Genomic DNA, 14239 nt, shown 5'->3' on the forward strand with positions numbered 1-14239 from the left:
GGAGGGTGACCGCCTCCGAGCCCGCCGCCCCCGGCCCCGATGTGCCGTACGACGGCGAGCCCGCGTACGCCGATGTGCACGACGCCGCGTCGTACGCCGATGTGCCCTACGACGCCGTCGTGCTCGCCGGTGGTGCCGCCCGGCGCCTCGGCGGGGTGGACAAGCCCGCCGTGCGGGTCGGCGGGCGCCCGCTGCTCGACCGGGTGCTCGCGGCCTGCGCCGGAGCGCGCGCGACCGTCGTCGTGGCCGAACCGCGGCCGACCGCCCGGCCGGTGCGGTGGGCCCGCGAGGAGCCGCCCGGCGGCGGACCGGTCGCCGCGCTCGACGCCGGGCTCCGGCGGACCACGACGGAGGACGCCTCGAGGGAGGAAGTCCCGACGGAGGACGCCCCGCAGCACACCCCGGTCAGCGCCGAGCTCACCGTGGTGTTCTCCGCCGACCTGCCCTTCCTTGATGAGGCCACGGTGCGCCGTCTGGTGACGGCTCTGCGCACCACCGGCGCCGAGGGGGCACTGCTCACCGACGCGGACGGCCGCGACCAGCCGCTCGTCGCCGCGTACCGTACGGCCGCCCTGCGCCGTGAGCTCGCGGCGCTCGCGGACGGGCACGGCGGCCTCGCCGGGCTGCCCCTGCGCCGGCTGACCGGCGCGCTCGACCTCACCCGCGTCCCTGACCCGCTCGCGTCCTTCGACTGCGACACCTGGGACGACATCGCCACCGCCAGGGCACGCATCAGGGAGCATGGGCACGTGTTGGATGAATGGATCTCCGCAGTCAAGGACGAGCTGGGCATCGACCTGGACGTCGACACCGGCGTCCTGCTCGACCTCGCGCGCGACGCCGCCCACGGTGTGGCCCGACCCGCCGCACCGCTGACCACCTTCCTGGTCGGCTACGCGGCCGCGCAGGGCAAGGGAGGCCCCGAGGCGGTCGCAGAGGCCGCCCGCAAGGCGACGGCACTGGCGCTGCGCTGGGAGGAAGAGAACGCCTCCCCGCAGCCCGATCCGGGCCCGGCCGCCGGATGACCGCCGCCGGCGGCAACCGGGTCGGCGCACACACCGAGGACACCGACGACCTCGACGTCGAGGAGGCGCTCGCCCTCGTGAGGGAACCCAAGGAAGGCCGCGGTCCCGCCCCGGGCGGCCATGTGCCCGGACCCGCCTCCGACGCCGGGCGCGCCTCGGACCACGGTCACCACAAGGCCACCCCCTGGCCCAGGGCCCGCGAGATCGCTGCCCGCGCCGCCCGCTCAGGCGTCCGCCGTGCCCCGGTCTCCGTGCCGCTCGGCGACGCCCTCGGCCTGGTCCTGGCCGCCCCGCTCGACGCGCTCACCGACCTCCCCTCCTTCGACACGTCCGCGATGGACGGCTGGGCGGTCGCCGGACCCGGCCCCTGGGCCGTACGGGAGAAGGGCGTCCTGGCCGGGCACGCACAGCCGGAGCCGCTGACGGACGGGGAGGCGGTTCGGATCGCGACCGGCGCCCGTGTCCCGCCCGACACCACGGCCGTCCTGCGCAGCGAGCACGGCCGCATCGACGCCAAGGGCCGCCTGCACCCCACCCGGGAGGTCGGCCACGGCCAGGACATCCGCCCCCGCGGCCAGGAGTGCCGCAGCGGCGACCAGCTGCTGCCGGTCGGCACCCTCGTCACGCCCGCCGTACTGGGTCTCGCCGCGGCCGCCGGATACGACATCGTCCCCGCGATCCCCCGCCCCCGTGTCGAAGTGCTCGTCCTCGGCGACGAGTTGCTCACCGAAGGGCTCCCGCGCGAGGGGCTCATCCGTGACGCGCTCGGCCCGATGCTGCCGTCCTGGCTGCGCGCGCTCGGGGCCGACGTCACCTCGGTACGCCGGATCGGCGACGACGCCGAGGCTCTGCACAAGGCCGTCACCTCGTCCGACGCCAACCTCGTCGTCACCACCGGCGGCACCGCGTCCGGCCCCGTCGACCACGTCCATCCCACCCTGCGGCGCATCGGCGCCGAACTGCTCGTCGACGGCGTCAAGGTGCGCCCCGGCCACCCCATGCTGCTGGCTCGCACCAAGGAGAACCAGCACCTCGTCGGACTGCCCGGAAACCCCCTCGCGGCCGTCTCCGGCCTGCTCACCCTCGCCGAACCCCTGCTGCGGACCCTCGCCGCCCACCCGGCCCCCGAGCCCTACACGCTGCCGCTGCGGGAGACAGTGCACGGGCATCCGTACGACACCCGGCTCATCCCCGTGGTGCTGCGCGGCGACGGTGCCACGCCGGTGCACTACAACGGCCCGGCGATGCTGCGCGGCATCGCCGCCGCCGACGCGCTCGCGGTCGTACCACCCGGTGGCGCCGGGCAGGGGCAGGAGACGGAACTCCTCGACCTGCCCTGGGCGAGCGCCGGAATCGGGGTGTGTTTCACGTGAAACTTCCGGGCCATGACGCCGTGGCCCGCCAGGCGGACGAACATCTGGTGACCCATCAGGTGAAACTCCCGAAGAAAGTGGTGGAGCGCCCGATCCGCCAGGTCGCCAAACGGCCGGCGACTCTCCACCACCGGATGCGGCGACATCACCCGGTCAGCGACGGCGCCCGGCTCACCAACATCTTCGTCATCACGCCCCTGCGTGTGCTGCTCCTGATCATTCTGGTCGGCACCACGCTGGAGGTGCTCACCGAGCGCAGCCGTGAGGAATGGCGCCTGAATCGCTGGAGTCAACGGTTTGCCGGATGTGCCACAAGCGTGGCGCCTCTTCGATGGATGCCAAAGAGCCTGCGGTCTGCATGCATATAAAGGTAAAAGGTCTTACCTGATTCACCTGAAGCCGCTTTGCGTGGGCAGCGCCTAAACGTGCGCCCTACTGATTGAACGTGCGATGACTTTGTTCGTTCTTCGCGCAAATTTGACCGTGATTCGCGAGGTGAATCGTTAATTGAATGATGGTAGCGTTCGCGCGTGGCTAAAATTTCCTTGCTGGCATCCAGTGCTTGTGGCACCGAGATCAACTGTCCGGCAATCTACGAGTTGCCAAACGGAGACCTTGCCGTAATTGGCACGCAAGCGCCGGAAGAGTTGTATGAGCAACTTCCTCATGGGCCAAGAGTAGGGCCGGGGGAGCATCTCGTGGTTCTCCCCAGGGCCCTCGCGGTCAGTGCCGGATGGAATCGTCCAAGGCAGGAGTGATTTGACTCGGTGGCCTGATTCTCTCGGGCTCCAACTATTCGGTCACCCGGCGCTGAAATGCGAGCTCTGCTATCTCGTAGAACTTCTGCATCTTGCCGCCATGGGGGGTAGCTTGGCTGCGCCCTGTGCGGGTCTGTTCCCAGAACGATCTAAGCAGGGCGCTCTCGAACAGGTGATACATCATCTCTTCCGCCTCGGTGCAGTTGAATACACCCAATGTGTACGCCATGCATTCGAACGAGACTATTTGATTTGCATATAGAAATTGCTTGCGAGTCTCATTCGAAACGTCTGGTCCGTAGCTGGGCCAGACGTCAGCGAGCAGGGGATCTTCAATGGCTGCAGTTATCAGTGAGTGATGTTGCCCTCGGATTGCTGCTTCTGCCACCTTTAGGGCGCATTCGTTGCTGATGCGTGCATCCTCCCGCAGGGCCATGAGCTCAGCCTGCTTCTGTGCCATTAACTCTGATTGTTGGGACACAAGAAACTCTCGTTGCAACTTTGTTTCCTCGCGTTGCCGATTAAAGCTTCGCGCCACATAGACCAGGACAACGATCGAAGTGGCCCCAGGGGCTGCTCCAAAGGCTTGACCTGCGTTACCGCTTTGTGCGGACTGCAGTCCTGGTATGCGCACCAGGGCAAGGGTGAGGACGATGGATGCCAGACAGGCAAGTATCGCGATTCCAGCCATCGTGCCAGATTCCCTGACAGACCTGCCGTTCGACATGTAGCCTCAGCCCCCTGATCCGTCGGGACATTTGCCCAGACCTAGTTATTGCCGTGATGAGGCTTCGCTACACGATGCTTGGACGGGTGCACAGGGGGCGCACAGGAGCACCTCGGTGTCGAGCACGAAGTTTTTGAGCGATAGATTATTTGCTCCTATCCTCCTCGTGCCTTGCGGAAGTCGGCATTCCCTGGCTTCAACTGTCACAGAATCGACAAGAGTCGATGCGTGACCCAATGTGTTAAATCTTTTCGGCAGGTCTGCCGGCTCACTTCCATCCCACTGGAAAGCCGAGTAACCCTGGCCCCTTACTGTCGAGATACTAGTCAGGCACGGTGCGATTGGTGATTGCCCGGTGTGCATGATTATGCCTTCGCCCGAAAAGGCCTGACCTCCCGATTCGGGGATCGTGTGTGGCGCACAGGCTGGATATGTGCTCCGGTACGCCGCGTGTGATGCGTGGCTGCCTTCGACCGCATGAGTCGGTCCGGGCGAAGCTGTCCGCACGCGGGTGGGCAACGACGGCGACCGCATGCAGTAATCGGCTCGCCCGTATGGACGCTTTTCATAGTTTTGGTGCGGACTTGGGCTGATCATGGCACTTAGCGTCGGCTGCGGCGATCAGCGCCGCGGCGATTCCGGACGTTCACGACAGGGCATCGATCGCCGCCTTCATCTCGAGCACTGGAACACACTTCGGTGCCGTGCACTGCAGGAGGTCTTGATGTCGGGTATCGCGGTATCGGGGGAGCCGGAACAGGAGGGTACGGGGCGAAGCCCCGGGGGCGGGGGTCCGTGGTGGGTGGCGGTGCGGGCCTGGGTGGCAGGGCTGGCGGTACTGGCCGGCCTGGCCGTCCCGCTGGCCATGGCCACGCCCGCCGCCGCGCAGACCGGAACCTTCGCCTATGTCGCCAACGCCGGCTCGGACAACGTGTCGGTGATCGACACCGCCACCAACACCGTCACCACCACCATCCCCGTCGGCGACAACCCCCAGAACGTAGCGATCACCCCGAACGGCACCCGCGCCTACGTCACCAACGCCGGCTCGGACAACGTGTCGGTGATCAACACCGCCACCAACACCGTCACCACCACCATCCCCGTCGGCGACGGTCCCGACGGCGTGGCGGTCACCCCGAACGGCACCCGCGCCTATGTCGCCAACGCCGGCTCGGACAACGTGTCGGTGATCGACACCGCCACCAACACCGTCACCACCACCATCCCCGTCGGCGACAACCCGACCGCTGTGGCGCTCACCCCGAACGGCGCCTTCGCCTACGTCACCAACACCCTCGATGACACCGTCTCGGTGATCGACACCGCCACCAACACCGTCACCACCACCATCCCCGTCGGCGACAACCCCAATGGCGTGGCAGTCACCCCAGACGGCACCCGCGCCTACGTCGCCAACGCCGGGGGAACCGTGTCCGTCATCGACACCGCCACCAACACCGTCACCACCACCATCACCGTCGGCTTCTTCCCCACCAGCGTGGCGATCACCCCGGACGGCACCCGCGCCTACGTCACCACCTTCGTCAATGTGTCCGTCATCGACACCGCCACCAACACCGTCACCACCACCATCCCCGTCGGCGACGGCTCCAGCGGAGTGGCGGTGACCCCGGACGGCTCCCGCGTTTACGTCACCCAGTCCAATTCCGACGATGTGTCGGTGATCGACACCGCCACCAACACGGTCACCACCACCGTTCCCGTCGGTGACCAGCCCCTTGGAGTGGCGATCGGCACCGTCACCACCGAGCGCACCCCGACCACCCTGACCCTGAAGGTGAAGAAAGGAAAGGACGCCCGGGGCAACAACCGTGTCACCCTGAAGGCCAGGCTGACCGCCGAGGGCCGGCCCCTGGAAGGCAAGACCATCACCTTCACCACCGACTCCACCCTGCTGTGCACCGAGACGACCGACAGCAACGGCAAGGCCACCTGCAAGGTCCCGGGGAAGCAGGAAAAGAAGACCTGCTACACCGCTACGTTCGCCGGCGACGACACCTACGAGCCCTCCACCGCCACCGTCTGCAAGAAGATCCACTATGGCAAGACCGACGCCTGGCCAGGACTGCTCGACCCGACCGACGTCCATGACGATGTGACCGACATGGTGCAGCCCGCCATGGCCTCGGCGGGCCTGCCGGACTGAGAGCACCGTTGGTCGTTCGCCCGATGGCGCACGGACCAGGCACAGGGAGTCCAAGACGACCTGGTCCGTACGCCTGGTTGCCTCGACATGGCAACCGGCCTGGCAACAGGACTCCGAACGGCACTTCGTAGAGCGCGAGGCCTTCCTGGCGCGAGCGTCGGGACCAAGCGCTGCGGAAGGACCAGGTCGTCGTCATCGACCCCAGCGGCAAGGTGACCGACGCGGCGACGGCCGACGGCTGTGCGGGTGTCGCGGGCGACGCGACGCGCAACGTGGAGCTGAAGCGGGCCGATCAGTCGGGCGCCGACGCCGTCATCACCAGCGCCGGCGCCGCCGGCCGGCCGCTTGGCCTGTCCGTGCTCAGCCCAGCCGCCGACATGGTCATGGAGGATCTGATCCAGCAGGACAGTGGCCTCGACCTCGTCGAACGCCCGGTGGTCAAGGCCGAGGTGGGCAGGGGCCCACGGGAGACGGACGACCTGGCGGTGAGCGTCGTGCGCGGGCATCGGGTGCTCGGCTACGACGATCCGGCCATCGGCATCCTCCAGTTGACGGACCGTCTGATCACGATCGTCCGGACGACACCGGGTGCGCAGGTCACCCCGGACCCGCGACCGTTGTCACAAGACTGAGCGGGCCTCCCCCGAAGGTCACCGCGGTGAGAGGTAGCGTCGCCGTCATGCATGCGATCACGATTCCCGAACCTGGTGGGCCCGAGGCGCTGGTGTGGGACGAGGTCCCCGATCCGGTGCCCGGCGAGGGCGAGGTGCTGGTCGAGGTGGTGGCCGGCGCCGTCAACCGGGCCGACATCCTGCAGCGGCAGGGCTTCTACAACCCGCCTCCGGGCGCGTCCCCCTACCCCGGGCTGGAGTGCTCCGGCAGGATCGCCGCCCTCGGCCCCGGTGCCTCCGGCTGGGCCCTCGGCGACGAGGTGTGCGCGCTGCTCGCGGGTGGCGGCTATGCCGAGAAGGTCGTCGTCCCGGTCGGGCAGCTGCTGCCGGTCCCCCAGGGCATCGACCTCGAGCAGGCCGCCGCCCTGCCCGAGGTGGTCTGCACGGTCTGGTCGAACGTTTTCATGATCGCCCATCTCCGCCCCGGTGAGACGCTGCTCGTGCACGGCGGCTCCAGCGGTATCGGCACGATGGCGATCCAGCTCGCCAAGGCGGTCGGGGCTAGGGTCGCGGTCACGGCCGGTACCAAGGAGAAGCTCGAGCGCTGCGCCGAGCTGGGGGCCGACGTCCTGATCAACTACCGGGAACAGGACTTCGTCGCCGAGATGGAGCGGGCCACGGACGGTGCGGGCGCCGACGTCATCCTCGACAACATGGGTGCCAAGTACCTGGACCGCAATGTCCGGGCCCTCGCCGTCAACGGCCGCCTCGCGATCATCGGCCTGCAGGGCGGTGCCAAGGGCGAGCTCAACATCGGTGCGCTCCTCAACAAGCGGGCCGCCATCAGCGCAACCTCGCTGCGCGCCCGCCCGCTCGCCGAGAAGGCGGCCATCGTCGCGGCCGTGCGCGAGCATGTGTGGCCCCTGATCGCCGCCGGTCACATCCGCCCGGTCGTCGACTGCGAGCTGCCGATGTCCGAGGCCGCCGAGGCCCACCGGGTGGTGGAGGCGAGTGGCCACGTCGGCAAGGTCCTGCTGATCGCGCGGTAGCGCCCGGTGCGCCGGACGGGATCCGGGCATCGGAGGGCGCCGGTGACGCGGTGGAGGCTCGTGTCCGGCCCCGGCCCCGGCCCCGGCCCCGGCCCCGGCCCCGGACCGGTCGGCCGGGCGGGCCTCATCCCCTGCGTACCCGCAGTGCGACGAACGCCAGGCCCAGTCCCAGCCCGATGAGGACCAGGCCGCTGCCCAGCGGCAGGATCTGCAGGACGGGCTCGGCGGTGGCCTGGCCACCGTGGGCGCCGGTCTGTCCCGCGGGCCGCGCGGGGGGCGCGGAGGGGACCAGCCCGGCCTCCTGGGGCGATGCGGAGGACCCGGCGGTCGGGGTCGCGAGGGCGCTGGCGTCGCCGTCCTCGTCGGGATCGTCCGCCTCCTCCTGGGACTCGGGCTCGTCGCCCTCGACCTCCGCGGCGGGCTCCTCCGGCCGCCCCGGCCGCTCGCGCCCCTCCCCGGGCCGGCTCCCGGCCCGGGACCGCTCGGGCGAGGCCGTGGCCGAAGCGGAGGCGGAGCCGGAGGCAGCGGCAGGGCCGGAGCCGGCGGCCGAGGCGGACGCGGACCCGGCGGTGGTGGGGGCGGGGGAGCCCGGGGGCGAGGCGTCGGCGCCGTACGAGGGCACGGCGCCGCACGGGACGGCCACCGCACCGAGGACGAACGGCAGTCCCGCAGCGCGGAGCGTGAAACGCAGCCATGGAGTCACGGCGGTGACCTCCTGGAACCCAGTCGCCAAGATCGACAGAAATAAGCCTCACATTTGCGAAGCATCCCGGCATTCCGGATTCGGCCGACGGGTCTAAACGGTGGATCAGGCCCCACAGGGGGCACCACGGTGGTGAGGTGTACGGGTGCGAGAGAATGGCGGCATGGAGATGCCGAGGAACGAAAGGTCACCGGAGAATCCCCAGATCCTGGTCTTGGGCCAGGACGGGATGGCGCTCGGTGGCACAGGACACGAGGACTCCCGCGAGACCCCGGTGACCGATCAGGTCGAGCAGCCCGCCAAGGTCATGCGGATCGGCAGCATGATCAAGCAGCTGCTGGAGGAGGTGCGCGCCGCTCCCCTGGACGAGGCGAGCCGGGCCCGGCTCAAGGAGATCCACCGCAGCTCGGTGAAGGAGCTGGAGGACGGGCTCGCCCCGGAACTCGTCGAGGAGCTGGAGCGGCTCTCGCTGCCGTTCATGGACGACGTGACGCCGAGCGACGCCGAGCTGCGCATCGCGCAGGCTCAGCTGGTCGGCTGGCTGGAGGGCCTCTTCCACGGGATCCAGACGACGCTGTTCGCCCAGCAGATGGCCGCCAGGGCCCAGCTGGAGCAGATGCGCCGAGCCCTCCCGCCGGGCGCGAGCCACGACGGCGACGACCCCCGCGCGGGCGGCCGCACGGGTGGCCCTTACCTGTAGCCCGTACACACGAGGGCCCGGCAACCGGCCCGTACCCAAGAGGGCCCGGCAAAGGATGCCGGGCCCTCTCTCATGCGCTCATCGGGCTCAGCCGGTCGGCGGGTTGCCCGTGGAGACGTAGACCTGGATCTCGACCTTCTTCGGGTCGACGTCCGAGTCGGGGGCGGGGAGCTGGTTGATGACCGCGCCCTGGCCGTATGTGTTCTCGTCGACCGGCACGGTCTTCACGGTCCAGCCAGCGGCCTGGGCGCAGGCCTTGACCGACTTGATGTACTTGAAGCGGAAGTCGGGGAGCTGGATCTTCTTGGGGTCGTCGTACGACTCCGACGGCTCCGTGCACTCGGTGGTCTGGATCGTCCGCGACGTGTCCGGCCCGCGGTAGCCCGCCGCGCGGGACGCCGAGGAGGACGCGCTCGCGCTGCTGCTGCCGCCGCCCGTGGTGTCGTCGTCGCTGCCCTTGTTCAGGCTCAGCGCCACGATCAGGCCGATGACCGCGACCAGGGACACCGCGATCGAACCGATGATCACCGGCTTGTTGCTCTTGGCGCCGCCGGGGGACTGGACCGGGGTCTGGGGCGAGATGGTGTACGGCGGCGGGGTCGACCCGGCCTGCTGCCCGTATCCGACCGGCGGAGGCGTCTGGTAGCCGCCCTGCTGCGGGTAGCCGTACGCCGGGGAGGGCGTCGGGGTGCCGTACGGGTTCGGGGCCGGGGCCGGCTGGTACGGCGTCTGCACGGGACCGGTGGGCGCCGGGGTCGCCCGGTCGACCGGCGGGAACACCGCGGAGCCGACGCCGGCGCCGCTCTGCGGGGGCGTGCCCGGCACGATGCTCGGCGGGGTCGCCTGGACGGAGGCGGCGACGCGCAGGCACTCGTCGTGCATGGACTCGGCGGACGGGAAACGCTCGTTCGGGTTCTTCTTCAGCGCGCGGGCCACCAGCGCGTCCACGGCCGGAGGCAGTGCACGGTTGATCGACGAAGGAGCCACCGGCTCCTCCTGCACATGCGCGTAGGCGATGGCCAGCGGGGAGTCCGCGTCGAACGGCAGCCGCCCGGTGACCAGCTGGAACAGCATGATGCCGACCGAGTAGAGGTCGGAGCGGGCGTCCACGCCCCGGCCGAGGGCCTGCTCGGGCGAGAGGTACTGCGGGGTGCCGACGACCATGCCGGTCTGCGTCATGGAGGTGACACCGGACTGCATGGCGCGGGCGATGCCGAAGTCCATCACCTTGACGACGCCGCGCTTGGTCATCATCACGTTGCCGGGCTTGATGTCGCGGTGGACCAGCCCCATCTCGTGGCTGACCTCCAGGGCCGCCAGCACGTCCGCGGTGATCTTCAGGGCCTTGTCGACGGGCATCGCGCCCTGCTGCCGGACGTCCTCGTCGAGGACCGAGCCCAGCGGGCGGCCCTCGATGTACTCCATGACGATGTACGGAGTGGGCATCCCGTCGCCCGCGGCGGAGCCGCTGTCGGACAGCGTGTCCTCGCCGGTGTCGAAGACGGAGACGATATTGGTGTGCGTGAGCTTCGCCACGGCCTGGGCCTCGCGGCGGAACCGCTCGCGGAAGGCCTGCTCGCGGCCGAGCTCGGTGTGCAGTGTCTTGATCGCGACCTGCCGGTCGAGCACCGCGTCGTACGCCAGGTGCACCGAGGCCATACCGCCCTCGCCGAGCAAGTCGCGCAGCTGGTAGCGGCCGCCGGCGAGCGCCCGCCCCGCATACCGGCCGTGTGCGCCGTCCTGGCTCATCTTTCCCCGTCCCCCACTAGGCCGTCAGGCGCCGTCGTTGACCGGCCGTCGTTGATCGAATGTGTCATTCCCGGCCAAGTCTGCCCCAGGGCACAGACACGTCAAGCGCGGTGCCCGTTCCGTGACCGTACGCGAAAGAAGCGTCGCGGAAGCGTTACAGCGGCCGTACGCGCAGTACACGGAATTTGCACGACAGCGCGTGCTACCGGTTTGATGACCGGCCGGTCTGCGGCCGGTCCCTGTACCCATCACGGACCGGCGGCTTGCGTGGAGGCTGTAGCGTGGCCGACGGAGACCGTAACAACACCGCGCGCACCGCGGGCAGAAACGACGGCGAGGACTGATGGCACAGACGCAGCGCGCCCAGGGCCCGTCCGACCCCGAGGCGTCCGGCGGCGGCATGTCAGACGCGCCGGAGATGTGGGGCAACGGAGGGCTCGTCGGCGACGGCCGGTACCGGCTGACCCACCGGCTGGGCCGGGGTGGCATGGCCGAGGTGTTCGCGGCCGAGGACGTGCGCCTCGGACGTACGGTCGCGGTCAAGTTGCTGCGCGCCGACCTCGCCGAAGACCCGACCTCCAAGGCCCGCTTCACGCGCGAGGCCCAGTCGGTGGCCGGCCTCAACCACCACGCGATCGTCGCCGTGTACGACTCCGGCGAGGACTACGTGGGCGGCCAGTCCGTCCCGTACATCGTGATGGAGCTGGTCGAGGGCCGCACCATTCGCGACCTGCTGCTCAACGCCGAGGCGCCCGGGCCCGAGCAGGCCCTGATCATCGTCTCCGGTGTGCTGGAGGCGCTCGCCTACTCGCACCAGCACGGCATCGTGCACCGCGACATCAAGCCCGCCAACGTCATCATCACCAACAACGGCGCCGTCAAGGTGATGGACTTCGGCATCGCCCGCGCGCTGCACGGCGCGTCCACGACGATGACGCAGACCGGCATGGTCATGGGCACGCCCCAGTACCTGTCGCCGGAGCAGGCGCTCGGCAAGGCCGTCGACCACCGCTCCGACCTGTACGCGGTGGGCTGTCTGCTGTACGAACTGCTCGCGCTGCGGCCCCCGTTCACGGGTGAGACCCCGCTGTCGGTGGTCTACCAGCACGTCCAGGACATCCCCACGCCTCCGTCCGAGGCCTCCGACGCCGTTCCGCCGGAGCTCGACGGCCTGGTCATGCGGTCGCTCGCCAAGGAGCCGGACGACCGCTTCCAGACGGCCGAGGAGATGCGCGGGCTGGTCCAGTACGGCCTGCAGATGCTGTACGACCAGGGCGGCCACACCGGCACCTGGAACACCGGACCGGTGACGATGCACGAGGGCCGGCACACTCCGGCGGGCGGCTTCGCCGGCACGACCGCCATGCCCCACCCGGCGCACGCCTCAGGCACCACCCAGATCCCGCAGCCGATCCTGCCCGCCGGGTACGGAAACGGCGACGACGGCGGCTTCGAGGGGTACGGCAACAAGGGCAGCGGCCGCGGCAAGCTGTGGATCCTCGCCGTCCTCGCGGTGATCGCCATCGTGGCGGGTGTGGCGCTGGCGCTGAGGCACACCGGCAACGGCACCCCCGGCGGCGACACCACGAAGCCGCCCCCCACCTCGCAGACCACGAAGCACGAGAAGGCCACCCAGAGCCCGACCGACGAGCCGACGGACGAGCCCACGGACGAGGCCACCGACGACACCACGGACCCGGGCACCGGTTCCGACTACACGCCCTCGTACACCCCGTCGTACACCCCGTCCGAGAGCCCGACCAGCGAGCCGACCGACAAGCCGACGGACCCGACGCCCACGGACGAGCCGACGGATCCGGGGACCGCGTCGCAGCCGCAGTCCTCGGACCCGGCGACGGACCCGACGGGCGACCCGGCCACGGGCGGGCTCTGAGGGACACCGGCTGAGATGCCGGCCCCCTGGGACGACCGCCGCGCGCGCGTGAGAGCCGATCGGTGCCTCACGCGCGCGTGCTGCTCGCGGGCTCATTCCACGAACGCGTCGCACACGGCGTCGTACTCCCGCGTCCACCACACCGCGAGCGCCGACGCGGCCGGGAACTGGGGGTCCGCGCGGGTGTCGCCGCGCTCGTAGTGCCAGCGGAGCATCCAGAAGTCGTTGAGCCGCTCCCACCACACCCGGTGCACGGCCGCCGCCAGCTCCGAGGGCGTGGCCCCGGCAGCACGCCGGTACGCGCGCGCGTACTCCCGCACCTTCGGCAGGTCGAGCGCGCCCGCGGGCCGGACGAAGAAGATCGCGGCGGCCCGTACGGCCTCCTCCGCGCGCGGCTGCACACCGAGCCGGTCCCAGTCGACGATCGCGGCGGGCGCGTCTCCCTTGTAGAGCAGGTTGAAGGGGTGGAAGTCCCCGTGCACCCAGCCCACCGAGCCGCCGCGCGGGGGGCACCGGTCCGCGTGCTGTTCCAGGAGTGCGCGGCGTTCGAGCAGCCGGTGCCGGGCCAGTGCGTCGAAGGCGTCGGCCGGGCGGTGCTGGCTGACGTGGGCGAGCAGGTCGTCGATGAGGGCGAAAGTGTCGGCGGGGTCGGCGCTCTTCACGGGGTGCGGACCGGTGGCCGGGCGCGTGCGCCCTTTGGGCGGCATCACACGCTCCAGGGCGGCATGTACGGCTCCCAGGAGCGCCCCCAGCCGCACGCACTGCCCCGGCGTGAGCTGGCCGCCGTGGCGGTGCCTGCCGTCGATCCAGGGGTGCAGGGCGTAGGCGTGGCCGCCGACGACGGCGACGGTACGCCCGTCGCGGCCGCGGAGCGGCGGGGCGACCGGGACGCCGAGGTCGGCCAGCCGCTGGGTGGCGCGGTGCCGGCGTTCGATGGCGGCCGGATCGGCGGTGTCGGGGTCGAAGTGGTGCTTGAGGAAGTAGCGGCCGCGGGTGGTGCACAGCCGGTAGCCACGGTTGAGCAGCCCCTGCTCGACGGGCTCGCAGGTGAGGGCGGAACCGGCGGCGTACAGACGGAGCAGGGCGCCCAGAGGGGGCGCATGGGGTACTAGGGGTGGTACACATGAGCGCGGCACGCGCCAGATGTTAGGGCACCCGCGGGGCCGGTGAGCTGGGGGTTGTCACAGGCAGTCGCATTCGTTCACGGTCAGTGCTCGAAGTGACGTCGACTCTGCCGTTTGCGTGAAATAAGCCGATACAGCCCCATTTCATTGGCAGGTCGGTTTCAGACGTTAACTCTTCCCGTGGCTGGGGTGTGCGGGATAACGTGCCGTTGCTCCGGCCTCCTGCAAGGCTGTGACCAGCGACCTTCCCGTCCGCGCCGATTTACTTGGAAATCCAAGCAAAATCGCAGGTCAGGAGGGGTTTCACAGAAATGTGGAGCACTGGGTAACGTGACGTTTGCAGGGCGCTCGCCGGG

10 protein-coding genes and 2 pseudogenes are annotated in these 14239 nt (G+C 69.9%); 8 read left to right on the plus strand and 4 right to left on the minus strand.

What is annotated here, in order from left to right; translation table 11 throughout:
• The first annotated feature begins 5 nt into the window (after nucleotides 1–5).
• The 3 genes and pseudogenes from Q8A52_RS30225 to Q8A52_RS30235 form a co-directional block, all read left to right on the plus strand.
• Nucleotides 6–1025, plus strand: a complete 1020-nt coding sequence (locus Q8A52_RS30225) for an NTP transferase domain-containing protein (protein WP_408649274.1) — start codon at nucleotides 6–8, stop codon at nucleotides 1023–1025.
• Nucleotides 1022–2398, plus strand: coding sequence for a molybdopterin molybdotransferase MoeA (locus Q8A52_RS30230; RefSeq protein WP_316757127.1), 1377 nt, complete (start codon nucleotides 1022–1024; stop codon nucleotides 2396–2398). The genes Q8A52_RS30225 and Q8A52_RS30230 overlap by 4 nt, the downstream gene beginning before the upstream one ends.
• A pseudogene (locus tag Q8A52_RS30235) lies at nucleotides 2386–2685 on the plus strand (Ion channel protein); the annotation flags it as partial. The gene Q8A52_RS30230 and the pseudogene Q8A52_RS30235, both read left to right, overlap by 13 nt.
• Nucleotides 2686–3190: 505 nt before the next feature.
• Here the strand turns inward: Q8A52_RS30235 and Q8A52_RS30240 are convergent.
• The gene (locus Q8A52_RS30240) at nucleotides 3191–3847 is read right to left on the minus strand and encodes a DUF6082 family protein (protein ID WP_316757128.1); all 657 of its coding nucleotides are present in this window, start codon (nucleotides 3845–3847) and stop codon (nucleotides 3191–3193) included.
• Between the two features lie 856 nt (nucleotides 3848–4703).
• On the opposite strand from Q8A52_RS30240, the gene Q8A52_RS30245 reads away from it, so the two are divergent.
• The 3 genes and pseudogenes from Q8A52_RS30245 (at nucleotide 4704) to Q8A52_RS30255 (ending at nucleotide 7713) form a co-directional block, all read left to right on the plus strand.
• Nucleotides 4704–6053, plus strand: a complete 1350-nt coding sequence (locus Q8A52_RS30245; protein ID WP_316757130.1) for a YVTN family beta-propeller repeat protein — start codon at nucleotides 4704–4706, stop codon at nucleotides 6051–6053.
• Nucleotides 6054–6223: 170 nt separating this feature from the next.
• Nucleotides 6224–6685: pseudogene (locus tag Q8A52_RS30250) on the plus strand (NAD-binding protein); the annotation flags it as partial.
• A 47-nt stretch (nucleotides 6686–6732) separates the two neighbouring features.
• Nucleotides 6733–7713 (plus strand): NAD(P)H-quinone oxidoreductase, encoded by a 981-nt coding sequence (locus Q8A52_RS30255; protein WP_316757132.1) that lies wholly within the window; start codon nucleotides 6733–6735, stop codon nucleotides 7711–7713.
• 124 nt (nucleotides 7714–7837) lie between these two features.
• Here Q8A52_RS30255 and Q8A52_RS30260 read toward each other — a convergent pair whose 3' ends face one another.
• The gene (locus tag Q8A52_RS30260; RefSeq protein WP_316757134.1) at nucleotides 7838–8416 is read right to left on the minus strand and encodes a hypothetical protein; all 579 of its coding nucleotides are present in this window, start codon (nucleotides 8414–8416) and stop codon (nucleotides 7838–7840) included.
• 163 nt (nucleotides 8417–8579) lie between these two features.
• On the opposite strand from Q8A52_RS30260, the gene Q8A52_RS30265 reads away from it, so the two are divergent.
• The gene (locus tag Q8A52_RS30265) at nucleotides 8580–9116 is read left to right on the plus strand and encodes a bacterial proteasome activator family protein (RefSeq protein WP_316757136.1); all 537 of its coding nucleotides are present in this window, start codon (nucleotides 8580–8582) and stop codon (nucleotides 9114–9116) included.
• A gap of 87 nt (nucleotides 9117–9203) precedes the next feature.
• Here Q8A52_RS30265 and Q8A52_RS30270 read toward each other — a convergent pair whose 3' ends face one another.
• Nucleotides 9204–10865 (minus strand): protein kinase domain-containing protein, encoded by a 1662-nt coding sequence (locus Q8A52_RS30270; RefSeq protein WP_316757138.1) that lies wholly within the window; start codon nucleotides 10863–10865, stop codon nucleotides 9204–9206.
• Nucleotides 10866–11208: 343 nt separating this feature from the next.
• Between Q8A52_RS30270 and Q8A52_RS30275 the strand changes: the two genes are divergently transcribed.
• Entirely contained in the window at nucleotides 11209–12759 is a 1551-nt protein-coding gene (locus Q8A52_RS30275) for a protein kinase domain-containing protein (RefSeq protein WP_316757140.1), read from the plus strand.
• Nucleotides 12760–12851: 92 nt separating this feature from the next.
• Here Q8A52_RS30275 and Q8A52_RS30280 read toward each other — a convergent pair whose 3' ends face one another.
• Complete coding sequence (locus Q8A52_RS30280) at nucleotides 12852–13895, minus strand: phosphotransferase (protein WP_316757142.1); 1044 nt, start codon at nucleotides 13893–13895, stop codon at nucleotides 12852–12854.
• Nucleotides 13896–14239 lie beyond the last annotated feature (344 nt).

The sequence above is a fragment of the Streptomyces herbicida genome, from assembly GCF_032656585.1.
In the GTDB taxonomy this organism is placed as follows: domain Bacteria; phylum Actinomycetota; class Actinomycetes; order Streptomycetales; family Streptomycetaceae; genus Streptomyces; species Streptomyces herbicida.